The 23249-nt window shown below is 61.5% G+C and carries 25 protein-coding genes; 12 read left to right on the forward strand and 13 right to left on the reverse strand.

The window, feature by feature from the left end:
- Positions 1-98: 98 nt before the first annotated feature.
- From rpsP to ffh, 3 genes are read right to left on the reverse strand one after another with little or no spacing between them, the layout of a single operon-like run.
- Positions 99-470, reverse strand: a complete 372-nt coding sequence (gene rpsP, locus ACQ7C1_RS20440) for a 30S ribosomal protein S16 (protein ID WP_097598210.1) — start codon at positions 468-470, stop codon at positions 99-101.
- A gap of 48 nt (positions 471-518) precedes the next feature.
- Positions 519-839: a chorismate mutase gene (locus ACQ7C1_RS20445; RefSeq protein ID WP_085779768.1), complete on the reverse strand. Its 321-nt coding sequence runs from the start codon at positions 837-839 to the stop codon at positions 519-521.
- A 16-nt stretch (positions 840-855) separates the two neighbouring features.
- A complete protein-coding gene (ffh, locus tag ACQ7C1_RS20450) occupies positions 856-2436 on the reverse strand; it encodes a signal recognition particle protein (RefSeq protein WP_430959600.1) in 1581 nt (526 codons plus the stop codon).
- 398 nt (positions 2437-2834) lie between these two features.
- Between ffh and ACQ7C1_RS20455 the strand changes: the two genes are divergently transcribed.
- The 6 genes from ACQ7C1_RS20455 (at position 2835) to ACQ7C1_RS20480 (ending at position 8215) form a co-directional block, all read left to right on the forward strand.
- A complete protein-coding gene (locus ACQ7C1_RS20455; protein WP_064805530.1) occupies positions 2835-3059 on the forward strand; it encodes a hypothetical protein in 225 nt (74 codons plus the stop codon).
- Between the two features lie 112 nt (positions 3060-3171).
- Complete coding sequence (gene dapF, locus ACQ7C1_RS20460) at positions 3172-4077, forward strand: diaminopimelate epimerase (protein ID WP_430959601.1); 906 nt, start codon at positions 3172-3174, stop codon at positions 4075-4077.
- Positions 4074-5345: a tRNA (N(6)-L-threonylcarbamoyladenosine(37)-C(2))-methylthiotransferase MtaB gene (mtaB, locus tag ACQ7C1_RS20465; RefSeq protein WP_430959602.1), complete on the forward strand. Its 1272-nt coding sequence runs from the start codon at positions 4074-4076 to the stop codon at positions 5343-5345. Before dapF ends, mtaB begins: the two co-directional genes overlap by 4 nt.
- Before the next feature lie 16 nt (positions 5346-5361).
- Positions 5362-6909 carry a signal recognition particle-docking protein FtsY gene (ftsY, locus tag ACQ7C1_RS20470; RefSeq protein WP_430959603.1) on the forward strand — a complete coding sequence of 516 codons (1548 nt, stop codon included), beginning with the start codon at positions 5362-5364 and terminating at the stop codon, positions 6907-6909.
- A gap of 77 nt (positions 6910-6986) precedes the next feature.
- Positions 6987-7631, forward strand: a complete 645-nt coding sequence (locus ACQ7C1_RS20475; protein ID WP_430959604.1) for a septation protein A — start codon at positions 6987-6989, stop codon at positions 7629-7631.
- On the forward strand, positions 7628-8215 hold the full coding sequence (locus ACQ7C1_RS20480) for a DUF2585 domain-containing protein (protein WP_430959605.1): 588 nt from the start codon (positions 7628-7630) through the stop codon (positions 8213-8215). The genes ACQ7C1_RS20475 and ACQ7C1_RS20480 overlap by 4 nt, the downstream gene beginning before the upstream one ends.
- Before the next feature lie 174 nt (positions 8216-8389).
- On the opposite strand, the gene ACQ7C1_RS20485 is transcribed toward ACQ7C1_RS20480, so the two are convergent.
- The 5 genes from ACQ7C1_RS20485 to ccmA form a co-directional block, all read right to left on the reverse strand.
- Entirely contained in the window at positions 8390-8998 is a 609-nt protein-coding gene (locus ACQ7C1_RS20485) for a DsbE family thiol:disulfide interchange protein (RefSeq protein ID WP_430959606.1), read from the reverse strand.
- Positions 8995-9162 (reverse strand): heme exporter protein CcmD, encoded by a 168-nt coding sequence (gene ccmD, locus ACQ7C1_RS20490; protein WP_097598197.1) that lies wholly within the window; start codon positions 9160-9162, stop codon positions 8995-8997. The genes ACQ7C1_RS20485 and ccmD overlap by 4 nt, the downstream gene beginning before the upstream one ends.
- A 3-nt stretch (positions 9163-9165) precedes the next feature.
- Positions 9166-9927 carry a heme ABC transporter permease gene (locus ACQ7C1_RS20495; RefSeq protein ID WP_430959607.1) on the reverse strand — a complete coding sequence of 254 codons (762 nt, stop codon included), beginning with the start codon at positions 9925-9927 and terminating at the stop codon, positions 9166-9168.
- A 47-nt stretch (positions 9928-9974) separates the two neighbouring features.
- Entirely contained in the window at positions 9975-10634 is a 660-nt protein-coding gene (gene ccmB, locus ACQ7C1_RS20500; protein WP_430959608.1) for a heme exporter protein CcmB, read from the reverse strand.
- Positions 10635-10875: 241 nt separating this feature from the next.
- Positions 10876-11520, reverse strand: coding sequence for a heme ABC exporter ATP-binding protein CcmA (gene ccmA, locus ACQ7C1_RS20505; protein WP_430959609.1), 645 nt, complete (start codon positions 11518-11520; stop codon positions 10876-10878).
- Between the two features lie 261 nt (positions 11521-11781).
- Between ccmA and acnA the strand changes: the two genes are divergently transcribed.
- The 3 genes from acnA (at position 11782) to ACQ7C1_RS20520 (ending at position 16258) form a co-directional block, all read left to right on the forward strand.
- Complete coding sequence (gene acnA, locus ACQ7C1_RS20510; protein ID WP_430959610.1) at positions 11782-14472, forward strand: aconitate hydratase AcnA; 2691 nt, start codon at positions 11782-11784, stop codon at positions 14470-14472.
- 345 nt (positions 14473-14817) lie between these two features.
- On the forward strand, positions 14818-15558 hold the full coding sequence (locus ACQ7C1_RS20515) for a DUF1223 domain-containing protein (RefSeq protein ID WP_430959611.1): 741 nt from the start codon (positions 14818-14820) through the stop codon (positions 15556-15558).
- A gap of 298 nt (positions 15559-15856) precedes the next feature.
- Complete coding sequence (locus ACQ7C1_RS20520; RefSeq protein WP_085779745.1) at positions 15857-16258, forward strand: DUF2794 domain-containing protein; 402 nt, start codon at positions 15857-15859, stop codon at positions 16256-16258.
- Between the two features lie 6 nt (positions 16259-16264).
- On the opposite strand, the gene ACQ7C1_RS20525 is transcribed toward ACQ7C1_RS20520, so the two are convergent.
- The 4 genes from ACQ7C1_RS20525 to ACQ7C1_RS20540 form a co-directional block, all read right to left on the reverse strand.
- Positions 16265-16822, reverse strand: a complete 558-nt coding sequence (locus tag ACQ7C1_RS20525; RefSeq protein WP_097598192.1) for a GNAT family N-acetyltransferase — start codon at positions 16820-16822, stop codon at positions 16265-16267.
- Between the two features lie 107 nt (positions 16823-16929).
- Positions 16930-17658, reverse strand: coding sequence for a Bax inhibitor-1/YccA family protein (locus ACQ7C1_RS20530; protein WP_085779743.1), 729 nt, complete (start codon positions 17656-17658; stop codon positions 16930-16932).
- 174 nt (positions 17659-17832) lie between these two features.
- Positions 17833-20376 carry an ABC transporter permease gene (locus ACQ7C1_RS20535; RefSeq protein WP_430959612.1) on the reverse strand — a complete coding sequence of 848 codons (2544 nt, stop codon included), beginning with the start codon at positions 20374-20376 and terminating at the stop codon, positions 17833-17835.
- On the reverse strand, positions 20373-21080 hold the full coding sequence (locus ACQ7C1_RS20540; protein ID WP_088390967.1) for an ABC transporter ATP-binding protein: 708 nt from the start codon (positions 21078-21080) through the stop codon (positions 20373-20375). The genes ACQ7C1_RS20535 and ACQ7C1_RS20540 overlap by 4 nt, the downstream gene beginning before the upstream one ends.
- 72 nt (positions 21081-21152) lie before the next feature.
- On the opposite strand from ACQ7C1_RS20540, the gene ACQ7C1_RS20545 reads away from it, so the two are divergent.
- Positions 21153-21797: an arylesterase gene (locus ACQ7C1_RS20545; protein WP_430959613.1), complete on the forward strand. Its 645-nt coding sequence runs from the start codon at positions 21153-21155 to the stop codon at positions 21795-21797.
- 68 nt (positions 21798-21865) lie between these two features.
- On the forward strand, positions 21866-22459 hold the full coding sequence (gene thpR / locus ACQ7C1_RS20550; protein WP_097598187.1) for an RNA 2',3'-cyclic phosphodiesterase: 594 nt from the start codon (positions 21866-21868) through the stop codon (positions 22457-22459).
- On the opposite strand, the gene ACQ7C1_RS20555 is transcribed toward thpR, so the two are convergent.
- A complete protein-coding gene (locus ACQ7C1_RS20555) occupies positions 22366-22866 on the reverse strand; it encodes a low molecular weight protein-tyrosine-phosphatase (protein WP_430959614.1) in 501 nt (166 codons plus the stop codon). The two genes, thpR and ACQ7C1_RS20555, sit on opposite strands and share 94 nt — an antisense overlap.
- A 33-nt stretch (positions 22867-22899) precedes the next feature.
- Here ACQ7C1_RS20555 and ACQ7C1_RS20560 point away from each other — a divergent pair, with 33 nt between their 5' ends.
- Positions 22900-23205 (forward strand): 4a-hydroxytetrahydrobiopterin dehydratase, encoded by a 306-nt coding sequence (locus ACQ7C1_RS20560; RefSeq protein ID WP_085779737.1) that lies wholly within the window; start codon positions 22900-22902, stop codon positions 23203-23205.
- Positions 23206-23249: the final 44 nt, after the last annotated feature.

Consider the following 23249-nt stretch of genomic DNA (forward strand, 5'->3'; position numbering starts at 1 on the left):
GCCGAAAGACAGGTTTCTCATAAACGAAGTGCGGGCGATTGGAAACGAAAACGGGCGGCATGTCGCCATGCCGCCCGCTCGAAAAGGGGATGTCCGGATTATTCCGCGGCGTCAGCAGCAGCTGCTGCGGCGTCGGCGATCTTCTGGGCCTTTTCGGCGGCGCGTTCCTGGGCGCGCTTGCCAGGCTTCGCCTTGATCGGGTTGTTCTTGGCTTCGCGCTTGGCAACGCCGGCTTCGTCGAGGAAGCGCAGGACGCGGTCAGTCGGCTGAGCGCCGTTGTCGAGCCAATGCTTGATGCGCTCGGCATTCAGCTGAACGCGCTTTTCGTCATCCTTGGCGAGCATCGGGTTCCAGGAGCCGAGGTTTTCGAGGAAGCGGCCGTCGCGCGGGCTGCGCGCATCGGCGAGAACGACGTGGTAATACGGGCGCTTTTTGGAGCCACCGCGGGCGAGACGAATTTTCAGTGCCATGTTCTTTACTCCTTAGGCTTTTCTAGACCGCTTCGTAAGGCGGTATGGTTATCGGGCTGCGGCGTTCTGTTCAGCGTGGTCCGCAGCGATCTGCTCATGATGCCGGATGACTTCCTTGATGACGAAGTTCAAGAACTTCTCGGCGAAATCCGGGTCCAGATTGGCGGCTTTCGCCAGCTGGCGAAGGCGTTCGATCTGGTATTCCTCGCGCGCCGGATCGGCCGGCGGCAGATTGTATTTGGCCTTCAGCACGCCGACCTCTTTGGTGCAGCGGAAGCGTTCGGCCAGCATGTGCACGAGAGCGGCATCGATATTGTCGATCGACTGACGATAGCTCCCGAGCTGGGCTTTGACGTCCGGATCAATCATGGGGCAAGCGATCCTTTCACTTCTTCTTCGGCAATCCGGGCAAACCCGGGAAACCACCGCCAAGACCCGGCAGCTTGGCGCCGCCGAGGCCAGGCAAACCACCCGGCAAGCCGCCGAGACCGGGCATACCCCCACCCGGTTTTCCCAAACCCGCCGCTTCCGCCTGTTTCTGCAGGGCTTCCAGCTGCTTCGGGTCGATATTCGAGAGATCGGGCATGCCGCCCATGCCGCCGAGGCCCCCCAGCCCCATCTTGCCCGCAAGGCCGCCCATCATCTGCTTCATCAGGCCGCCTTTGCCCTTGCCGCCCATCATCTTCATCATATCAGCCATCTGGCGGTGCATCTTCAGAAGCTTGTTGATGTCGGCGGCATCGGTGCCTGAGCCGGCGGCGATTCGCTTCTTGCGCGAATGCTTGAGCAAGTCGGGATTGGCGCGTTCGGCCTTGGTCATCGACTGGATGATGGCGATCTGGCGGCCGAAAAGCTTGTCGTTGAGACCGGCGGCGGCCATCTTGTCCTTCATGCCGGCCATGCCGGGCATCATCCCCATGATGCCGCCCATGCCGCCCATCTTCTGCATCTGGCGCAGCTGGTCGGCGAGGTCATCGAGGTCGAACTTACCCTTGGCCATCTTGGCGGCCATCGCGGCCGCCTTCTCGGCGTCGATGTTCTCGGCCGCGCGCTCGACGAGCGAGACGATGTCACCCATGCCGAGGATGCGGTCGGCGATGCGGCGGGGATGGAATTCCTCGAGCTCGCTCATCTTCTCGCCGACACCGATCAGCTTGATCGGCTTGCCGGTGACGGCACGCATCGAAAGGGCCGCACCGCCGCGGCCGTCGCCGTCCATGCGGGTCAGCACGAGACCAGTGATGCCGACGCGTTCGTCGAAGTTGCGGGCGAGGTTGACGGCGTCCTGGCCGGTCAGGCTATCGGCGACCAGCAGGATTTCATGCGGGCTCGAGCGCTTCTTGATGTCGGCCATCTCGACCATCAAGGGCTCGTCGATATGGGTGCGGCCGGCGGTATCGAGGATGACGACGTCGTGGCCGCCGAGCTTGGCCGCCTGCACGGCGCGGGCGGCGATATCGGTCGGTGACTGACCCGTGATGATCGGCAGCGTGTCGATATTGGTCTGGGCGCCGAGCTGACGAAGCTGTTCCTGAGCGGCCGGACGGCGCGTGTCGAGCGACGCCATCAGCACCTTCTTCTTATCGCGCGTCGACAGGCGATTGGCGATCTTGGCGGTCGTCGTCGTCTTGCCCGACCCCTGCAGGCCGACCATCATGACCACGACGGGGGCCGGCGCATGCAGATCGATGCCGACACCTTCGCCGCCCAGCATCTCGATCAGCTCGTCATGCACGATCTTGACGACCATTTGGCCGGGTTTGATCGACTTCAGGATCTCGGCGCCGACTGCCTTTTCACGCACGCGGTCGGTGAAGGAGCGCACGACGTCGAGTGCGACGTCGGCCTCCAGCAACGCGCGGCGAACCTCGCGCAGCGCTGCAGAAACATCGGCTTCCGAAAGCGCGCCACGGCCTGTCAGTCCATTCAGAATGGATCCAAGACGGTCCTGGAGGTTTTCAAACATCGGCTCTTCCTTGATACGTTTCGGGCGGGTTGATCTGCCCGGAAACGTCGTGCTTTTCCTTGACGAAAACAAGACGCAAAGCCAAAAAGCACCCGAGGGCGCATCGCGCTGTCGGGTGTTGACCTCCGGGATCTCGGTGTCCCGGTCGGCGGCTCGGAGTCATGTAGCTCGTCGCGGATTGGCCGCGATAAACAGGAAAGCGGCGGGAAAGTCAAGGCGAATGCGGGCCGATGGCTGCATGACCGGCTTTTCGGAAGCAATGGGACATGGATCCGGTAGTTAAATGCCGCTTACAGGCCAATACGCTATTTACGCCAGTTGCAAAATATTCCGCTTGTGATTCTACTTTCTACTTAAGTGCGTCCTGTAAAATGATTCGTGAATATCCTTGATGCCGGATGATCCGGCGGAGATATCGAATGATCAATGCTGATATTGAAAGTTGGGCGCTGGCACGTGCCCATCATATTGTTCTCAACGAAGGCCTTAGTCTTGCAAAAGCGGCACAGGATCTGGATCGCAAACGATCCCGCTCGCTGGTCTACGAGCTGAGGAAGGTCATCACCGCCGCTATCGTCGAGGCGCATGCGGCGTCCTTCGAAGCCGACGGCGGGCAGCGGTAGAAGACGGACCGCCCGGAGGCTCAGTCGGCTGCAAGGCCTGCATGGCACTCACCCACTGGTAATTCCCTCGCGTTTCCGCCATATACAGCGGAAAGACGGACGGAATGATATTATGAGCGCAACGGTCGAATTCGCGAGGATGAACGGGCTTGGCAACAAGATCCTGGTCGTCGACATGCGCGGACGGCCTGATAAGGTGACGCCCTCGGCGGCGGTCGCGCTCAATGCCGATCCTGAGACCGAGTTCGACCAGATCATGGCGATCCATGATCCGAAGGCCGACGGCACAGATGCCTTCATCGATATCCTGAACTCCGATGGCTCGAAGGCGCAGGCCTGCGGTAACGGCACCCGCTGCGTCGTGCAGGCGCTTGCCGCAGAGACCGGTCGGAAGGCCTTCACCTTCCAGACGGTCGCCGGGATCCTCAATGCCGTCGAGCACGAGGACGGGACGATCTCCGTCGATATGGGAAAGCCGGTTTTCGATTGGGACAGGATCCCGCTGGCGGAAGAATTTCACGACACCAGCCGTATCGAGCTGCAGATCGGCCCGATCGACAATCCGGTGCTGCATTCGCCTTCCGCCATGTCGATGGGAAATCCGCATGCGATCTTCTGGGTGGATAAGGATGTAATGTCCTATGATCTCGCCCGCTTCGGGCCGCTGCTCGAAAATCATCCGATGTTTCCCGAGCGCGCCAATATCACCCTGGCGCAGGTGACTTCGCCGACATCCGTGACGACACGCACTTGGGAGCGCGGCGCGGGGTTGACGCTCGCCTGCGGCTCGGCTGCCTGTTCCGCTGCTGTCAGCGCCGCGCGTACCGGCCGCACCGGGCGCAAGGTGACGATCAATGTGGCGAGCGCCAAGCCGCCAGCCGTGCTTTCGATCGAATGGCGCGAGCGCGACGATCACGTCATCATGACCGGTCCGGCCGAATGGGAATGGTCGGGCCGACTCGATCCGTCGACAGGTCTCTGGTCGCGCGGTGGTACACAAGAGGCGGGGGCGCAGTGAGCGGCGTCGAGGTCATTACCTTCGGCTGCCGCCTCAACACATATGAATCCGAAGTGATGAAGGCGCAGGCCGAGAAGGCCGGGCTCAACAACGCCATCCTGGTCAATACTTGCGCCGTGACCGGCGAAGCCGTGCGTCAGGCCCGCCAGGCGATCCGCCGGGCGCGGCGCGACAATCCACATGCCCGCATCATCGTCACCGGCTGCGCCGCGCAGACGGAAAAACAGACCTTCGCCGAGATGGCGGAGGTCGATGCGGTGCTCGGCAACGAGGAGAAGCTTTCAAGCGCCTCCTATCGCAGCCTGCCGGATTTCGGTGTTTCGGCCGAGGAGAAGCTCCGCGTCAACGATATCATGAGCGTCAGGGCGACGGCGCCGCAGATGGTCAGGCACATCGACGGTCATGTTCGTGCCTTCATCCAAGTCCAGAACGGCTGCGACCATCGCTGCACCTTCTGCATCATTCCCTATGGCCGCGGCAATTCCCGCTCGGTGCCGATGGGCGCCGTGGTTGACCAGGCCCGCAAGCTCGTCGACAGCGGGTATCGCGAGATCGTGCTGACCGGGGTCGACGCCACCAGCTATGGCGGCGATCTGCCGGGCGCGCCGACGCTCGGGCTTCTGGCAAAGACGCTTTTGAAACAGCTCCCGGAGATTCGCCGACTGAGGCTATCCTCGATCGACAGCATCGAGGCCGATGCCCATCTGATGGACCTGATCGCCGACGAGCCTCGCTTCATGCCGCATCTGCATCTGTCGCTGCAGCATGGCGACGACATGATCCTGAAGCGGATGAAGAGGCGGCATTCTCGCGCCGACGCGCTGCGTTTCATTGAGGATGCGCGCCGCCTTCGCCCGGAGATGAGCTTCGGCGCCGATATGATCGCAGGTTTCCCAACGGAAACGGAAGAGATGTTCGCCAATGCGGTGCGGCTCGCTGAAGAAGCTGATATCGCGCACCTGCATGTTTTCCCCTACAGCCCGCGTCCCGGTACGCCGGCCGCCCGCATGCCGCAGCTCGACCGGTCGCTGGTCAAGGACCGCGCCGCACGGCTGCGCGCCACGGGACATAGGCTGCATCAATCCCACCTCGATGGCATGGTAGGAACCCGGCAGTGGCTGCTTGTCGAAAACAACGGCCTTGCGCATACGGAAAACTTCACGCTGGTCACAGCCGCCGGCCTTCGTCCCGGCGAACTTGTGCCGGTCACGATCACCGGCCACAATGGCAAGCATCTCGACATGCAATTGACGGCCGCAGCGGCCTGACTTTCACGGAATCCCCATGGCGCTCAGTTTCATCAAAAAGGTCTTCACCTTCGGCAAGCCGGCTGAAGAACCCGTGCCTGAGGCTGTGGAAAGGGAGCTCGAGCAGCGTTCGCGCGACGAAGACCTGCCGATCGCGGATGATCCTGTTCTTCCCGAGGAGATGGATACCGCCGGCGGACCGGCTGCGGATGTCGTGCAGGATGCCGAGGAAGAGCGTGACGATGCCGAGCCAGCGATCCTGCCGGCTCCGGACCAGCTCAGGGATATGGGCGTCGTGCCGCTGTCGCTGCTGGAAGCCGAGGCGGAAGCGGAGGTGAGTGCCGAGAGTGCTGCGGAAGCACCCCCCTCTGTCCCTTCGGGACATCTCCCCCACAAGGGGGGAGATCATTCGGAGTCTGATGCGCCGGCTTCGATCGAAGGGACCGAAGAAGTCGCAGAAGCGCCTGTAGAGGAAATTCTACCTGAGATCGATGAGGTGCTGGACGCCTCTGTTCAACCGATCTCCCCCCTTGTGGGGAAGATGCCCGGCAGGGCAGAGGGGGGTAGCCCCACGGTGGAATCGGCGACCAGCACTCCCATCCTTCCCAAAGGCTTCGCTACCGGCCCGAAGGTCGCCGAACCCGAACCCGTTGCCCCGCAACCCAGACTCAGCTGGTTCCAGCGCCTGCGCAACGGGCTTGCGCGTACGTCCTCGCAGCTCACCGGCCAGATCACCGCGCTCTTCACCAAGCGCAAGCTCGACGACGAGACCCTGCAGGATCTCGAAGACCTGCTGATCCAGGCCGATCTCGGCGTCGAGACGGCGCTGCGCGTCACCGATACGCTCGCTTCCGAGCGCTACGGCAAAGATGTGACCGGCGTGGATGTCAGCCGGATCATGGCGTCGGAAATCGCCAAGGTTCTGAAGCCGGTCGCCAAGCCTCTACAGCTCGATCTTTCGCACAAGCCGCATGTTATCCTCGTCGTCGGCGTCAACGGCACCGGCAAGACGACGACTATCGGCAAGCTCGCGGCGAAGCTCTCTGGTGCCGGGCTGAAGGTGATGCTCGCCGCCGGCGATACCTTCCGCGCGGCGGCGATCGAGCAGCTTAAGATCTGGGCCGAGCGGACCAATTCCGAATTCATCGGCACCAAGCTCGGCGCCGATGCAGCCGGTCTTGCCTACGACGCCTTTGAGCAGGCCAAGGCAAAAAAATGCGACGTGCTGATCGTCGATACCGCCGGCCGCCTGCAGAACAAGGCCGAGCTGATGGCCGAACTCGAGAAGATCGTGCGTGTGCTCGGCAAGCTTGATCCCGACGCGCCGCACACCGTGCTGCAGACGCTCGATGCCACGACGGGGCAGAATGCGCTGAGCCAGGTCGAGATCTTCCGCAATGTCGCCGGCGTCAACGGGTTGATCATGACTAAGCTCGACGGCACGGCGCGCGGCGGCATTCTCGTCGCGATCTCCGCCAAGCACAAGTTGCCGGTCTATTTCATCGGCGTCGGCGAAGGCGTGGAAGATCTGGAGCCGTTCGAGGCCGAGGATTTTGCCCATGCCATTGCCGGGCTCGAGCAATGATGCCACAGATATGCCGCCGAAAGCCTGCAAGGGACGGTCGGAAACGGGTTTTCAGCAATAGCAGGTTCGAAGAACGCATGACCACCGAAAGCGACATCACCCCGTCCGCGGCCGACCGCCATCATCCGATGCTGAAACTGGCGCTGGAACTCGGGCCGCTGATGATCTTCTTCTTCGCCAATCTGCGTGGCCAATGGCTGGTCGAAAAATTTCCCGCCCTTTCCGAACTGGGCGGGCCGCTGTTCGTCGCGACTGGGCTCTTCATGGCGGCGACGGTGATTTCGCTTGTGGTTTCGAAGATCGTGCTCGGCCATCTGCCGATCATGCCCTTCGTCTCCGGCATCGTGGTCGTCATCTTCGGCTCGCTGTCGATCTGGCTGCAGAACGAGACCTTCATCAAGATGAAGCCGACCATCGTCAACACGCTCTTCGGGGTGGCGCTGCTCGGCGGGCTCGCTTTCGGCCGGTCTCTGCTCGGCTATGTCTTCAACGCCGCTTTCCAGCTCGATGCCGAAGGCTGGCGCAAACTTACCATCCGCTGGGGCGTCTTCTTCCTGTTTCTCGCCGTGCTGAACGAAGTCGTCTGGCGCAATTTTTCCGACGATACCTGGGTCGCCTTCAAGGTCTGGGGCACGATGCCCATCACCATCATCTTCACGCTGGCGCAGATGCCTCTGGTGCTCAAACACAGCATCAACCTGGAAACGGATGGCGAGAAGTGACCGCTGCAGACGCCGAATATCGGGTCAGGCATCAGAGCTTTTGGTTCGTCGCCTGCATCGCAGTCCTGGCTGCCCAGATCATCGCAGAATATATGATGGGCCGTGTGCCGATCTGCGCCTGCGGTTATGTCAAGCTGTGGGAGGGCGGGGTCAATACCAGCGGCAATTCGCAGCATCTGTCGGACTGGTACACGCCGTCGCACATCATTCATGGCTTCCTGTTTTACGGCCTGAGCTATCTGCTCCTGCGCCGCAAGCCGCTGATGGCGCGTCTGCTCCTGGCGCTCGTCATCGAGTCCGGCTGGGAACTGCTGGAAAACTCCCCTCTCATCATCGACCGCTACCGCACCGCGACGATCGCGCTCGATTATTACGGCGACAGCATCCTCAATTCGGCAATGGACACCGTCTTCATGTGCCTGGGCTTCTTCTTCGCCTGGCGCGCGCCGGTGGCGCTGACGGTCGCGGTCGCCATCTTCTTCGAGATTTTCACCGGCTATATGATCCGCGACAATCTGACGCTCAACGTGCTGATGCTGATCTGGCCGGTCGAGGCGATCAAGGTCTGGCAGGGCGGGGTTTAGGGCCAGGAAAAGTTCCCTCCCCAACCCCTCCCCACAAGGGGTTGGATGCCGCGCTGCCTCTATCCCTTTCATCGTCTGATCCGCAGAAACGTTGATGGTTTGTCGTGGGGCGGTTCCGCGACAGTCCCTCCCCCTTGTGGGGAGGGGTTGGGGAGGGCCTTCCTTGGATATGAATTACGAAGCCGGCTTGCCCAGCACCTTTTCCATCGCCGGAAACAGGCCTTCCTTCAGGCTGATCTCGTCGAAGGGGCCGACGCGCTTGTAGAGAATGGTGCCGTCGGGGCCGACCAGATAACTTTCCGGAATACCATAAACACCCCAGTCGATCGCCGCCTTGCCGTTCGGATCGATTCCGATCGCCTGATAGGGATTGCCGAGTTCGCCGAGGAAGCGCAGGGCGTTCTCGTTCTTGTCCTTGTAATTGATGGCGACAATGTTTAACCGGCCGTATTTCGCCAGTTCCTTCAGGATAGGGTGCTCGTCGCGGCAGGGGATGCACCATGAGGCGAAGACGTTGACGAGGGTCAGCTTGCCGCTGACTGCGGCGTCGGTCAGCGCCGGCAGGTTGGCGCCCTCGAGCGGAGGAAGGTTCAGCGACGGCGCCTTGGTGCCGATCAGGGCGGACGGAATTTCGGCGATGTTCTTGCCGTGAAAATCCTGGTCGTAGAGCATCTTCGCGGCCGTCGCGGCAATGCCGCCGAACACGATCAGCGGCAGAAGCGCCAGTGCATAGCGGCCAAATCCGCGTGGCTTGGCAGTTTTGGTATCGGGCGTCTCGGTCATTCGCCATCCTTTGGCCGCGCCGAGCGGCGGCGGATACCGGCGGCTTCGAGGCTCGCAAGCTCGCGGCGGCGCGCCCGGCCGTCGGCCCAGGTCCACAGGATGACGGCGATCGTCACCAATGCGGCGATGCCATAGGATGCATAGACATAGAAGGCGTGCGTCACGGCCTATTCCTCCCGGCTCGCCATGCGGGCGGCGAGACGGCGCTGGGCGGCGACACGGCGGCGCCAGATCTCGTTTCTCATGGCCATGATATGCAGCGTGAAGAACAGCAGGGTAAAGGCGATCGCCATGACGAAAAGCGGGCGCAGGAATTCCGGATCAATCGCCGGGCCGCCAAGGCGCATCACGCTTGCCGGCTGATGCAGCGTGTTCCACCAGTCGACGGAAAACTTGATGATCGGGATGTTGACGAAGCCCACGAGGATCAGCACGGCGGAGACACGCGCCGCCCTCGAAGGATCGTCGATGGCGCGGCTCAGCGCGATGAGGCCGAGATACATCAGGAAGAGGATAAAGACGGAGGTGAGCCTCGCATCCCAGACCCACCAGGTGCCCCACATCGGCTTGCCCCAGAGCGAACCGGTGATGAGCGCAATCAGGGTAAAGGCGGCGCCGAGCGGAGCTGCCGATTTGGCCGAGACATCGGCGAGCGGGTGGCGCCAGACCAGCGTGCCGATCGCAGAAAAGCTCATGATCGTGTAGCACATCATCGAAAGCCAGGCCGCGGGCACGTGGATATACATGATGCGCACAGTCTCGCCCTGCTGGTAATCGCCTTCGGTCGCAAAGCTCAGATAGAGGCCGACCGCAAAACAGAGGGTGGTGATGCCGGCCATCCAGGGAATGACGCGGGCCGCCAGCGCCAGGAACCGCGTCGGGTTGGCGAGATCGCTGATTTTGCTGATGGCAAGGCTGGTTTGGCTCATGAGCGCTTCCTTACCTTGATCCGGCTTTTCCCGCAATCGAAAGGCATTCAATCCGACGTGTTTCGCAGCGCCAAGGCGGCGGCGGCCGGGCCGATGACCGCGAAGAAGAGCGTCAGTGCGATCAATATGAGGAAAGGCGGCAGGAATGGCGCCGGTTCCTCGACCGCGGCATAGGTGGCGCTGACGCCGAAGATCAGTACCGGAATGGTCAGCGGCAGCACGAGGATCGAGACCAGCAGGCCGCCGCGGGGCAGAGCGACGACGACGGCAGCGCCGACGGCGCCGATGAAGGTGATCGCCGGCGATCCGACGAAGAGCGTCAGCACTGTGGCGCCGATCGCCGTCTCGTCCATGTTCATGAACAGGCCGAGCAGCGGCGAAGCGATGACCAGCGGCAGGCTGGTCGCGGTCCAGTGGGCGAAGCATTTGAGGAGCACGGTCAACACCAGCGGCGTTTCCTGCATCAGCATCAGATCGAGCGATCCGTCGTCGCGCTCGGCCTGGAACAGGCGGTCGAGGCCGAGAAGGGCGGCGAGCAGTGCGCCGATCCAGACGATGGCGGGGCCGATGCGGGAGAGAAGCTTGAGGTCAGGGCCGACGCCGAAAGGGATGACGGCGACGACGGTCAGGAAGAACAACACGCCGATCAGTGCGCCGCCGCCGGCGCGAATCGAGAGTTTGAGGTCGCGGAGGAAGAGGGCGATCATGCGGGGCGGTTCTCCGCACGGGGGGAGGACGGGGCGATACCCCCCTCTGCCCTGCCGGGCATCTCCCCGACAAGGGGGGAGATCGGCAAGATGCACCGGCTTCGCGAAATCTTGATCGCACGCCAGGCGCCTGCGATCATCTGTGGCGTTTGATCAGGGCAAGAGGGCGCCTCCTGCCGATCTCCCCCCTTGTGGGGGAGATGCCCGGCAGGGCAGAGGGGGGTAGCCACACCGAGAAACATCAACCCCACACCCCCTGATCCACACCGGCGAAGCCCGTCATCTTCATTTCCTGCACATTCTTCAGACCCAGCGGCTGATGCGTCGCTGCCAGCACGATGCCGCCTTTGGCCAGATGCGCCTCGATCAATCCGGCAAACAGCCGGTCGGCACTCGCATCCAGTGCCGCTGTGGGTTCATCGAGGATCCAGATGGGGCGGTGGGCGACGAGCAGCTTGGCGAAGGCGAAGCGGCGCTGCTGGCCGGCGGAGAGATAGCCGAATGGAAGGTGGGTGATCCCCGAGAGGCCGACGGCTTCGGCGGCATCTTCGAGAGCGAGGCCGGCGGCGCCCGGGCTGCTGAGGAAGGACTGCCAGAATTCCAAATTCTCTGCAACCGTAAGTTCATTCTTCATCGCATTTCGGTGGCCGAGGTAGTGGCTGACCTCGCCCGGATGGCGGCCTTGCGGGCTCTCTTTATCGCGGAAGATGACAGTTCCTTTTTCGGGCTTCAGAAGGCCGGCGGCAACGCGCAGCAAAGTGGATTTTCCCGATCCATTTTTGCCGGTCAGGACAAGGGCTTCTCCTGCAGTCAAGTGAAAGGAAATGTTTACGAAAATGAGATCCTCACCGCGCCTTGCAGCCAGATTTTCGGCGGTGAGTTGCATGCGTCGGCTCTTTCTTCGTTGCGGCTTTCGGAAGGCTCAAAAAATGTCTGGTTTTGGCAGTGCTCGGGTATGGCAAGTTTTTAGGAAATTATCTATAAGACCGGCAACCACGCCAGCGGTCGGCGTGAATTTCATCCTTGCGCCGAACTTGGAGCATCTGCTCCACGTGCGGACAGCGGAAATGGCCGTACCCGCATCCTGATGTGCATTAAGTGCATAGGCGTTCGCACGACTGTGTTGGCTATCAGAACGGGGTCTCTCGTGTCTAAATCTCTTGACAGTTTCAATTGTCGTTCCACGCTTTCCGTTGGTGGAAAGGACTATGTCTATTACAGCCTGCCCAAGGCTGAGGCAAACGGTCTGGCCGGCGTATCGAAGCTTCCCTATTCGATGAAGGTGCTGCTCGAAAACCTGCTGCGCTTCGAAGACGGCCAGTCGGTCACCAAGGAGCACATCCTCGCCGTTGCCGCGTGGCTGAACAACAAGGGCGCTGTCGAAAACGAAATCGCCTATCGCCCGGCGCGCGTGCTGATGCAGGACTTCACCGGCGTTCCCGCGGTCGTCGATCTGGCCGCGATGCGCGACGCGATGGTGTCGCTCGGCGGCGATCCCGAGAAGATCAACCCGCTCGTTCCTGTCGACCTCGTCATCGATCATTCCGTCATCGTCGACGAATTCGGCACGCCGCAGGCGTTCGCCAAGAATGTCGAGCTGGAATATCAGCGCAACGGCGAACGCTACCGCTTCCTGAAGTGGGGTCAGCAGGCATTCAAGAACTTCCGGGTCGTTCCCCCCGGCACCGGCATCTGTCACCAGGTCAATCTCGAATATCTCGGCCAGACCGTCTGGACCAAGGAAGAGGACGGCGAGACGATCGCTTATCCGGATACCTGCGTCGGCACCGACAGCCACACGACGATGATCAACGGTCTCGGCGTTCTCGGCTGGGGCGTGGGCGGTATCGAGGCTGAAGCCGCCATGCTCGGCCAGCCGGTTTCGATGCTTCTGCCCGAAGTTATCGGCTTCAAGCTGACCGGCAAGCTCAAGGAAGGTGTCACCGCGACCGACCTCGTTCTGACCGTCGTGCAGATGCTGCGCAAGAAGGGTGTCGTTTCCAAGTTCGTCGAATTCTTCGGCCCCGGCATGGACAACATGCCGCTCGCCGACCGTGCGACGATCGGCAACATGGGTCCGGAATACGGCGCGACCTGCGGCTTCTTCCCGGTTGACGGCGAAACCATCAACTATCTCACCATGTCCGGCCGCACGCATGATCGCATCGCGCTTGTCGAAGCCTATTCGAAGGCCCAGGGCATGTGGCGCGAAGGCGACGGTTCCGACCTCGTCTTCACCGATACGCTGGAGCTCGACCTCGGCGACGTCGTGCCGTCGATGGCAGGCCCCAAGCGTCCGGAAGGCCGCATCGCGCTTGAAAACATCGCTTCCGGTTTCGCGACGTCGATGGAAGCCGACTACAAGAAGCCCGGGCAGCTCAACAACCGCTATGCAGTCGAAGGCACCGATTTCGATCTCGGCCATGGTGACGTGGCGATTGCAGCCATCACCTCCTGCACCAACACCTCCAACCCGTCGGTGCTGATCGCTGCCGGCCTTCTCGCCCGCAATGCCGTTGCCAAGGGCCTGAAGACCAAGCCGTGGGTCAAGACGTCGCTCGCGCCCGGATCGCAGGTCGTCGGCGAATATCTCGCCAAGTCGGGCTTGCAGGCCGACCTCGATAAGCTCGGCTTCAACCTCGTCGGCTTCGGCTGCACCACCTGCATCGGCAACTCCGGCCCGCTGCCGGCGCCGATCTCCAAGACGATCAATGACAAGGGTCTGATTGTTTCCGGCGTGCTCTCCGGCAACCGCAACTTCGAAGGCCGCATCTCGCCCGACGTCCAGGCGAACTATCTCGCTTCGCCGCCGCTTGTCGTCGCCTACGCTCTTGCCGGCACGGTCCAGAAGGACCTGACCAAGGAGCCAATCGGCGAAGACCAGAACGGCAAGCCGGTCTACCTCAAGGATATCTGGCCGACCTCGCACGAGGTGCAGGAGTTCATCCAGAAATACGTCACCCGCGAACTCTACGAAACCAAGTATGCCGACGTCTTCAAGGGTGATGCCAACTGGCAGGCCGTCCAGGTCCCGCCGGGCCAGACCTATGCCTGGGACGACAACTCCACCTATGTCCAGAACCCGCCCTATTTCGTCGGCATGGGCAAGAAGGGCACCGGCGTCTCCGACATCAAGGGCGCCCGCGTCCTCGGCCTGTTCGGTGACAAGATCACCACCGACCACATCTCTCCGGCCGGTTCGATCAAGGCGGCATCGCCGGCCGGCGCATACCTCATCGGCCATGACGTTGCCGTTGCCGACTTCAACCAATACGGCACGCGGCGCGGCAACCATGAAGTGATGATGCGCGGCACCTTCGCCAATATCCGCATCCGCAATCACATGCTCGGCCCGAACGGCAAGGAAGGCGGCTACACGATCCACTACCCGTCGAAGGAAGAGACATCGATCTACGACGCCGCCATGCAGTACAAGGCCGAAGGCGTGCCGCTCGTCATCTTCGCCGGCGTCGAATACGGCAACGGCTCCTCGCGCGACTGGGCTGCCAAGGGCACCAACCTGCTCGGCGTCAAGGCCGTGATCGCCCAGAGCTTCGAGCGCATCCATCGCTCGAACCTGGTCGGCATGGGCGTCATCCCCTTCGTCTTCGAAGAGGGCACGACCTGGCAGAGCCTCGGCCTCAAGGGCGACGAGCTCGTCACCATCGAGGGGCTGGACAAGATCAAGCCGCGCGAGAGGAAGATCGCCAAGATCACCTATGGCGACGGCACGGTGAAGGAAGTTCCGCTGCTGTCGCGCGTCGATACGCTCGACGAGGTGATCTACCTCAACAATGGCGGCATCCTGCAGACGGTTCTGCGTGATCTCGCTGCCTGATTGTCGAGCATGATGCCGAAAAGTGTGAGCGGTTTTCGGAAAACATCATGCTCTGCTTCTTTGATGTAGATCCGGATTGAGATTTTAGGCCGAATCGGCCTGAAATCATCCGGATCTAGGAGATTGCTATGATAATGGCCGCCGGAGAGCAATTTCCGGCGGCTCCTCTTTGCGGCGACAGTATTCGATGGGGCTCACGATGATTTGTTTTCAGCGCTTTCCGGGCGAGCTACGTCTCACCCGTTCGTGACTTTTCGTTTGGACCCGGAAGGATTATTCGTACGTTCATGTCTCAGAGCCTTCGGTTCCTAAACGCTGCCGGCGCTGAAAAAGAGGTGCAGGTGAATGTCCCCCCGTTTCTTGATTTCGCTGATCGCCGGCGTTGCTTTTGCAGGCTCGCTGCATGCCGAAGACGGCAAGCCGAGAGGCGTCGTCGAGCTTTTCACGTCACAGGGCTGCTCCTCCTGTCCTCCCGCTGATGCCGCCTTCCGCAAGCTGGTGAACCAAGGCGATGTCATCGCGCTCGCCTATCACATCGACTACTGGAATTATCTCGGCTGGGCCGATACGCTGAGCTCGAAGGAAAATACCGAGCGGCAGTACGGCTATGCCAGGACGATGGGTCGCAGCAACGTCTATACGCCGCAAGCCATCGTCAACGGGCGCGGCCATTTGGCCGGCGCCGATCTCACCGGCATCAACAGCAAGATCGACACCTACAGCAGCGAAGGCAATGGGCTGACCGTTCCCATCAGCGCGGCGATGCGCGGCGACGAGTTGGAGATCAAGATCGGTGCCGGACAGGGCAAGGCCAATGTCGTCATGGTGTATTTCGACAAGGAGAAGACAATCGAAGTCGAAAAAGGCGAAAACAGCGGAAAGAAGATCTCCTATCTGCACAGCGTCACCAACGTCGAAACTGTCGGCATGTGGGATGGCAAGGCGACCAGTCTGACGCTACCGGCGAGCGTCTTGCAGCGGCCGCAGCTCGAGGGCTGCGCAATCCTGCTACAGTCGGCCACGGCCGACGGCGATCCGGCGGCGATCCTCGGCGCGACCGTGGTGATGGCGGGAAAAAGCATCTGATATTTCACCCGAGTACGGGTGAAATGCGGGCGGCCCGGCCGAGCGTATTCGGGGCTGGGGTTAAGGTCGATACGCTCCGCCGGGCCCTTTGGCGCGCTGGCGCCAAACCGGGATGCATAAATCTCCCGCAAATGAGGCGCTGTTTTGACTGAAATGCGGCACTGGGGAGAAAGCATTGCTTGGTCCCCAGCGAACGTGACTGGACGTGCGGCGAATGTGAGGAGCGCCGCTCTTGCAATTTGCGGCGGCTCGGGCAAACTGTCACTCTCCTGTCACAAGCGGAGGCCTTGGAGACCTGATGACAGATCAGCCGGATTTGCGACACGGCGAAAGCCGCTCCGTCGACAATAGTTCCTCGGTCATCGTCGATCTCAGGGAATACAAACAAAGCAAGGACCCGCTTCCGGTGACTTTCCACCGGCGCGAGCTGGATGCGATCCTCTGGATCTACGGCCGCATGGTGGGCGAGGGGGAATGGCGCGATTACGCCATCGACCATCTGAAGGACAGAGCGGTCTTTTCCGTCTTCAAGCGCTCCGGCGAGATGCCGCTCTTCCGGATTGAAAAGAACCCGAAGCTTGCCGCCAAGCAAGGTGCCTATTCCGTGATCAATATCAACGGCATGATCCTGAAGCGCGGACACGAGTTGAACCAGGTCCTCAAGGTATTCGACAAAACCTTGAAACTCGTGGATAAATAACTTCTATCAGCCCGCAAACAGCGTACCGGGGTAGGTGGAGGGATTCGGATCGGTTGTCATGCCCTCGCCGAGGCTGCGCTGCATGAGCATCGTGTCCAGCCAGTGGCCGTGCTTGTAGCCGGTGCCCTTCATCAGGCCGACCTCCACAAAACCTGCCTTCAGATGAAGCGCGATCGAGGCCGGGCTCGCGCCACCGATGACGGCTACCATCTGACGAAAACCAAGCGCGGTGCAGCGGTCGATCAGCTCGATCATCAGTGCCTTGCCGATGCCACGGCCGCGGGCTTCGGGGGCCAGGTAGATCGAATCCTCCACCATCCAGCGATAGGCGGGGCGGGTGCGGAAGGCCGACGCATAAGCGTAGCCCAGGAGTTTCCCGTCCGCATCGGCCGCGGCGATGTAGGGATATTGCTGACTGACTATCGCGGAAAAACGCTGGGCCATTTCGGCCTCGGAGGGCGGCGCAATCTCGTAGCTTGCAACGCCATTCAGGACCGAGTCACGATAGATCTCCGTGATGGCGGGGATGTCGGCTTGGGCGGCGTTGCGCAGAAGGAAGGACATCGGGGCGGCAGGTCCATCGGAAGAGCAGGCTCCTCTAAAATCATCCCTGCGAAACCGGCGCAACAAAAAAGGCGGCCGAAGCCGCCTTTTCGATCTCATTGCGCCTGTTATCTGCGGTTGCCCATGAACTGCAGCAGGAACATGAAGAGGTTCAAGAAGTCGAGGTAAAGCGTCAGTGCACCCATGATCGCCTTGCGACCGGCGACAGCGACGTCATCGGCTTCATAGTAGAGTTCCTTGATCCGCTGCGTGTCGTAGGCAGTGAGGCCTGCGAAGATCAGCACGCCGATCACCGAGATCGCGAACTGCAGCGCGGATGAAGCCAGGAAGATGTTGACGAGCGAGGCGATGATCAGGCCGAAGAGACCCATGATCAGGAACGAACCCATCGCCGACAGGTCACGCTTCGCGGTATAGCCGTAAAGCGACAGTGCGCCGAAGGAGGCGGCGGTGACGAAGAAGGTCTGAACAACGCTCTGGCCGGTATAGACCAGGAAGATCGACGAGAGCGACAGCCCTACCAGGGCGGCGTAGATCCAGAAGGTGGTCTGGGCGGCGGAGACGCTCATCTGATGAATGCGGAAGCTCAGGAAGAAGACGACCGCAAGGGGGGCAAGGATGACGACCCAGCGCAACGGCGACTGGAACAGAAGCGCGCCAAACTGGGTGAGCTGGCCGTCCTGGACCGCGAAGTTGAATCCGAGATATGCGGCCACGCCGGTGATCGCCAGGCCCAGCGCCATCAGGTTGTAGACCTTGAGCATATATGCGCGCAGGCCTTGATCAATCATCTCGCCGGTCTGGACGCGGCTTTGATAGTTACGAAGATCAGCCATAGTTTCCTCTTACAAGCTCCGAAGGAGATACGGTGTCGGGGTTCTCGACCCGGGCGCCGCTGCGGAGCTCCAGCATGCCTGCAGACAATATGAGGCTTTCGCCCTTTGCAAACAAGGGGCCTGCAACGGCGCGGCCGGTTAAATCGCCGTAAGGTGAAGGCTTTTGGGACAGCTTCAAAGCTCGCGCAGCACGGGCGCCGCCTTCTGCCCGAGGATGCGCCAGGTGCCGATGAGACCGATGCCGACTGTCAGAACGAGTGCCGTCACCAGCGTCAGGCCCGCCACGTCAGGCAGGAAGGCAGACGGCAGTCGCATGATGCGGGCGACGATGAACCAGGCGGCGACGGCGCCGGCAAAGAGTGCGAAGATCGCAGTCGCCAGTCCGAGGATCAGATATTCGTAGCTGAAGGCACGAATCAGCATGGCGCGCGTGGCGCCGAGCGTCTTCAGCACCACCGCATCGTGGGTGCGCGCCCTGTTGCCGGCGGCGAGCGCACCGGCCAGGACAAGGATCGAGGCGATGAGCGCCACCGATGCGGCGGCACGGATCGCTGTCGCAAGCTGCCTGACGAGCTGGTTGACGATGTCGATCGCGTCCTTGACTCGCACGCTGGTGATCGTCGGATAGGTATTGGTGACGGATTTCAGGATCGCCGCATCTTCGGCCGGCGTCGAGGAGGGATCGGTCAGGGTCGCCAGCCAGGCATGCGGGGCGCCGCGGAAGGTGTTCGGTGAGAAGACCATGACGAAATTGATCGACAGTGATTCCCATTGGACGCGGCGCAGATTGGCAATCTTTGCCGTGATATTGCGCCCCAGCACGTTCACGGTCACCGTGTCTCCGATCTTGAGCCCGAGTTCATGCGCCTCTTCCGAGGAGAAGGAGACGAGCGGCTCGCCGCTATAATCCTTGTCCCACCAGATGCCTTCGGTGAGGGCGGCATTTTCCGGCAGCGTGTCGGCGTAGGTGATGCCTCGATCGCCGTTCAGCACCCAGCGGCCGGCGGCCGGCACATTCATCTTGGTGACGTCCTCGCCGTTGAAGGCGACGATCCGGCCGCGCAGCATCGGCACCTCCATCAACTTGCCCTTCGGCGCCTGCGTCTGGACAAGATTTCGGAAGGCGTCGACCTCGGCACTCTGGATATCGACGAAGAAGAAGTTGGGTGCACCCTCGTTCATTCGGCCGGTCAGCTGCTGGCGCAGGTTGCCGTCGATCAGGGTCAGGGTCACCAGCAATGCCAGGCCGAGGCCGAGCGAGAGCACGACCGATGGCGTCAGCGCGCCGGGGCGGTGGATGTTGCCGATTGCGAGCCTCAGCGCCGGCGAATGAACGCGCGGGCTGCGGCGCGCGAGCCAGGCGATCAAGGCGGCGACGAGGCGCAGGACGACGAAGGCGAAGACGATTGCGCCGACGAAGACGACGCCGATGAAACGGTCATAGGCGGTGAGGATGGCAAGGCCGGCAAGGGCAGCCATGAAGAGGGCGGCAAGCAGGATATAGGGCCAGGACGGTAGACGGCGGGCCTCAAAACCCTGCTCGCGGAAGAGCGCGGTGGCCGGTACTTCGCGGGCATGGCCGAGCGGCAGAATGGCGAAGGCGAGCGTGGTCAGGATGCCGAAGAGCGTCGCAAGCAGCAGGGCACTGGGATAGAGGGTCGGCTCGGTCGAGACCGGCAGGAATTGCGCCAGGAACTGTGCTGCAAAGATCGGCGACAGGGCGCCGATGACGAGGCCGGCCATAATGCCGCCAAGGGCGATGATGGCGATCTGAAAGAGATAGATCAGAACGACGACGGCGGCCGGAGCGCCGAGGCATTTGAAGGTGGCGATGGTGGTGCGCTTGGAATCGAGGAAAGCACGCACGGCGTTGGCGACGCCAACACCACCGACGATCAGGGCTGTGAGGCCGACCAGCGTCAGAAATTGCGAGAAACGGGTGATGTTTTCAGTGAGCGAGGGCGCTGCGCGGTCGCTGGTGCGGATCGCCCAGCCGGCAGAGGGAAACTCCTTGGAGGCACGCGCCTGGATGCCCGACATGGCGCGCTTGTCTTCCAATCGGATCTTATAGGCGTGTTCAACCAGACTTCCGGTCTGGATCAGCCCCGAGGCTTCGAGCGCCTGTCGGCTGACAAGCAGACGCGGTGCAAAACCGAAGCCTTCCGACAGCGCGTCCGGCTCGGTCTTCACTGTACCGGTAATGCTGAGCTTGACATTGCCGAGCAGCAATTCGTCGCCGATCGCAAGGCCGAGCCGATCGAGAAGCAGCGGGGCGGCGACCGCGCCATAGGTGCCGCCTTGGCCGGAAAGCAGGGCTGCAAGCGGATAGTCCGGTTCGGCGACGAACCTGCCGTAGAGCGGATAGGCGTCATCGACCGCCTTGACCTCGACCAGCGCCTGATCGGAACCGTCAGGCTTGCGGGCCATCGAGCGCAGACCCGTTGAAACCGAAACGGTTCCCAGGCCCTGAAGGAAGCTCATTTCCTGAGGTGTCGCCTGGCGATTGTTGAGTTCGAAGCGGACGTCGCCCGCCAGCAGCTCCTGCCCCTGCGAGGCGATCGTGTCGGTGATCGACTGCGAAACGGAATTGACGGAGGCGATCGCCCCGGTGCCGAGTGCGATGCAGGCCAGGAAGATATAGAAGCCGCGGATGCCGCCTCGCAACTCGCGAAGCGCCAGGCGAAAAGCGAGCGCGACGCGTGGCGTGACCATGCTCATGCGATTGCCGCTTCGCTGCGGCGGGCAGCGCTGTCGCCCTCGATCCTGCCGGAACGGACGCGGATCTGGCGCGAGCAGCGGTTTGCAAGCGAGACGTCGTGGGTGACGAGAAGCAGGGTCATGCCGCGCTCGGCCTGCTTGGCGAAAAGAAGGTCGGCGATCTGTCGGCCGGTCTCGGTATCGAGATTGCCTGTGGGCTCGTCGGCAATCAGCAAGGCGGGCGAAGGAGCGAGCGCTCTGGCAATCGCCACGCGCTGCTGCTCGCCGCCGGAAAGCTGGCCGGGATAGTGGTTCAGCCGTTCGCCGAGACCGACCGAACTCAGTTCGCGATGGGCGATTTCGAAGGCGTTGCTGATATTGGCGAGCTCCAGCGGCACCGCGACGTTTTCCAGCGCCGTCATGTTGGCAATCAGATGGAAGGACTGGAAGACGATGCCGATGTTGCGGCCGCGGAAATCGGCGACCTCATCCTCACTGAGGGCGTGGAGCGGCGTGTCATTGATGTTGATTTCGCCGCTGTCGAGCTTCTCCAGTCCTGCAAGCACCATCAGCAGAGTGGATTTGCCGGAACCGGAAGGCCCGACGATGCCGACGGATTCGCCGGCCGATATATCGAGATCGATACCCTTCAGAACATGGACGGAGGCGGCCGCACTGCCAAGGGTGAGATCGGCGCCCTTCAACTCGATGATGGTTTTTGCCAACGGAAATCGCCCTATATTAATCTCTAACGCAATGGCCGCATAACGGCACCTCGCCAATCTAGGGAAGCCAGAATGAGATTTAAAGTTGCCGCGCTTCAATTCACCGTCATCGCGGTGTCGCTGATCTTTGCCGTTGGAGCGAATGCGCGGACGATCAATCTCGTCGGATTCGGGGACAGCCTGATGGCGGGTTATCAGCTGCCGCCCGGCCAGGGCTTTCCGGAAAAGCTGCAGGCGGCGTTGAAGGCGAGGGGGCTCGACGTTTCCATTGCCAATGCCGGGGTTTCCGGCGACACCACGACAGGTGGGCTTGCCCGGATCGACTGGTCGGTCCCCGACGGCACCGATGGCGTTATCCTCGAGCTTGGCGCAAACGATGCGCTGCGTGGAATTTCGCCGGAAGAGAGCGAGAAAAATCTCGACCAGATGATTGCCCGGCTCAAGGCGCGCGGCATAGCGGTGCTGCTTGTCGGCATGATGGCGCCGCCGAACATGGGAGCGGATTATGCGGCGCGCTTCAATCCGATTTATCGGAAACTTTCGGAGAAACACGGAGTTCGACTCTATGCCTTCTTCCTCGACGGGGTTGTGCTCGATGCGGGGCTGAAGCTCGATGACGGCATGCATCCGAACGCGAGAGGTGTCGACGTCATGGTCGAGAAAATGGAAGCTGATGTCACAAATTTCATCGATACGATTTCTTCTGTGAAGAATTAGGGGCTTGCACGGCCATTGATTGCGTGATTCCGTGTAAGCACCTGCAAAAGATTCGGGGAGTGCTCGTTATGCCGAGACTGTTTACCGCCCTCGAAATTCCGCGCAATGCGGCAATGAGCCTTTCATTGCTGCGCGGTGGCCTCCCCGGAGCACGATGGATCGATGTGGAAAATTACCACATCACGCTACGCTTCATCGGTGATGTCGACGGCCGCACGGCCGATGAAATCGTTGAACGTCTCGACCGGATCGATCGGCCGGAATTTCAGTTCCGGCTCGAAGGCATCGGCTCGTTCGGTTCAAAGAAGCCGCATTCGGTCTGGGCAGGCGTTTCTCACTCGCCTGAAATGTACGCCCTGCAGGCCGAGATCGAACGGATCTGCCAGCGCATCGGCCTGCCGCCGGATCCGCGCAAATTCACGCCGCACGTGACGCTGGCACGGCTGAAATCCTCGCGGCTCGACGATGTCGTGCAATATCTGAGCGGGCGCGGCAACTTCCACACCGCGACCTTCACGGCGCCGCGTTTCGTGCTGCTTTCATCGCGCGAATCGGTCGGTGGCGGGCCCTATCTCACCGAGGAAGTGTTCCCGCTGCACGAAGTACGTCCGGCGACCAGCGTTTCGAGCAGGCTGCTGCAGCCGGTCAAGAGCCTGGTATAGAGCAGCTCGAAACCTTCCGGACCGCCATAATAGGGGTCGGCAATGTCCTCCCCTGTTCCCAGCGCGATATCGCCGAACAGCTGGATATTCGCCTCGGGAGAGGCGATCCTGTTGAGTTCCGCCACGTTGTCGCGGTCCATGGCGACGATCAGATCGACACTGACGATATCGATCGAACGGATGCGCCGGGCACGTTGCCCTGCTATGTCGATGCCGTGGTTGCGGGCAACAGCGATCGAACGGCGGTCGGGCGGTTCGCCTTCATGCCAGTCGCCGGTGCCGGCGGAATCGATCGTGAAACGATCGGTCAGCCTCGCCTTGGCGACAAGGTGGCTAAAAATTCCCTCCGCAAGCGGAGAACGGCATATATTGCCCATACAAACGAAAAGGATGCTGATGTCTTTCATCGGTAACCTGTTGACAGATGAGAGGACCATGGCATGAAACAGGAAAGACTGGAACGGGCCGCGGCCGAGGCACGAATGGCCGAGCTTTCGGGCTGGGCGCTCAACGATGCGGCCTCTTCGATCTCGAAAACGTTCAAGTTTTCAAATTTCATCGAGGCCTTCGGTTTTATGACGCAGGCGGCGATTACGGCCGAGAAACTCAACCACCATCCCGAATGGTTCAACGTCTATTCCAGGGTGGATGTGACGCTGAACACGCATGATGCCGGCGGGCTGACGGAACTGGATTTCAAGCTCGCCAGGGCGATGGACAAGGTGGCAGCACGCGGTGCCGTTTGAAAACGAGCGCTGATTGAAAGCCGAAGCGCCATCACCATATGTTC

The sequence above is a fragment of the Rhizobium sp. Nf11,1 genome (genome assembly GCF_050587665.1).
GTDB lineage: Bacteria > Pseudomonadota > Alphaproteobacteria > Rhizobiales > Rhizobiaceae > Rhizobium.

Excerpts from the sequence above, each read along its gene's own strand:
- ftsY (WP_430959603.1), top strand. The coding sequence starts at position 5,362 with ATGGCGCTCAGTTTCATCAAAAAGGTCTTCACCTTCGGCAAGCCGGCT.
- ACQ7C1_RS20560 (WP_085779737.1), top strand. The coding sequence starts at position 22,900 with ATGAAACAGGAAAGACTGGAACGGGCCGCGGCCGAGGCACGAATGGCC.
- ACQ7C1_RS20475 (WP_430959604.1), top strand. The coding sequence starts at position 6,987 with ATGACCACCGAAAGCGACATCACCCCGTCCGCGGCCGACCGCCATCAT.
- ACQ7C1_RS20525 (WP_097598192.1), bottom strand. The coding sequence starts at position 16,822 with ATGTCCTTCCTTCTGCGCAACGCCGCCCAAGCCGACATCCCCGCCATC.
- ACQ7C1_RS20515 (WP_430959611.1), top strand. The coding sequence starts at position 14,818 with ATGTCCCCCCGTTTCTTGATTTCGCTGATCGCCGGCGTTGCTTTTGCA.
- ACQ7C1_RS20555 (WP_430959614.1), bottom strand. The coding sequence starts at position 22,866 with ATGAAAGACATCAGCATCCTTTTCGTTTGTATGGGCAATATATGCCGT.
- ACQ7C1_RS20520 (WP_085779745.1), top strand. The coding sequence starts at position 15,857 with ATGACAGATCAGCCGGATTTGCGACACGGCGAAAGCCGCTCCGTCGAC.
- ACQ7C1_RS20530 (WP_085779743.1), bottom strand. The coding sequence starts at position 17,658 with ATGGCTGATCTTCGTAACTATCAAAGCCGCGTCCAGACCGGCGAGATG.
- ACQ7C1_RS20445 (WP_085779768.1), bottom strand. The coding sequence starts at position 839 with ATGATTGATCCGGACGTCAAAGCCCAGCTCGGGAGCTATCGTCAGTCG.
- thpR (WP_097598187.1), top strand. The coding sequence starts at position 21,866 with ATGCCGAGACTGTTTACCGCCCTCGAAATTCCGCGCAATGCGGCAATG.
- ccmA (WP_430959609.1), bottom strand. The coding sequence starts at position 11,520 with ATGCAACTCACCGCCGAAAATCTGGCTGCAAGGCGCGGTGAGGATCTC.
- rpsP (WP_097598210.1), bottom strand. The coding sequence starts at position 470 with ATGGCACTGAAAATTCGTCTCGCCCGCGGTGGCTCCAAAAAGCGCCCG.
- ACQ7C1_RS20535 (WP_430959612.1), bottom strand. The coding sequence starts at position 20,376 with ATGAGCATGGTCACGCCACGCGTCGCGCTCGCTTTTCGCCTGGCGCTT.
- dapF (WP_430959601.1), top strand. The coding sequence starts at position 3,172 with ATGAGCGCAACGGTCGAATTCGCGAGGATGAACGGGCTTGGCAACAAG.
- ACQ7C1_RS20455 (WP_064805530.1), top strand. The coding sequence starts at position 2,835 with ATGATCCGGCGGAGATATCGAATGATCAATGCTGATATTGAAAGTTGG.
- ffh (WP_430959600.1), bottom strand. The coding sequence starts at position 2,436 with ATGTTTGAAAACCTCCAGGACCGTCTTGGATCCATTCTGAATGGACTG.
- ccmB (WP_430959608.1), bottom strand. The coding sequence starts at position 10,634 with ATGATCGCCCTCTTCCTCCGCGACCTCAAACTCTCGATTCGCGCCGGC.
- ACQ7C1_RS20495 (WP_430959607.1), bottom strand. The coding sequence starts at position 9,927 with ATGAGCCAAACCAGCCTTGCCATCAGCAAAATCAGCGATCTCGCCAAC.
- ACQ7C1_RS20485 (WP_430959606.1), bottom strand. The coding sequence starts at position 8,998 with ATGACCGAGACGCCCGATACCAAAACTGCCAAGCCACGCGGATTTGGC.
- ACQ7C1_RS20545 (WP_430959613.1), top strand. The coding sequence starts at position 21,153 with ATGAGATTTAAAGTTGCCGCGCTTCAATTCACCGTCATCGCGGTGTCG.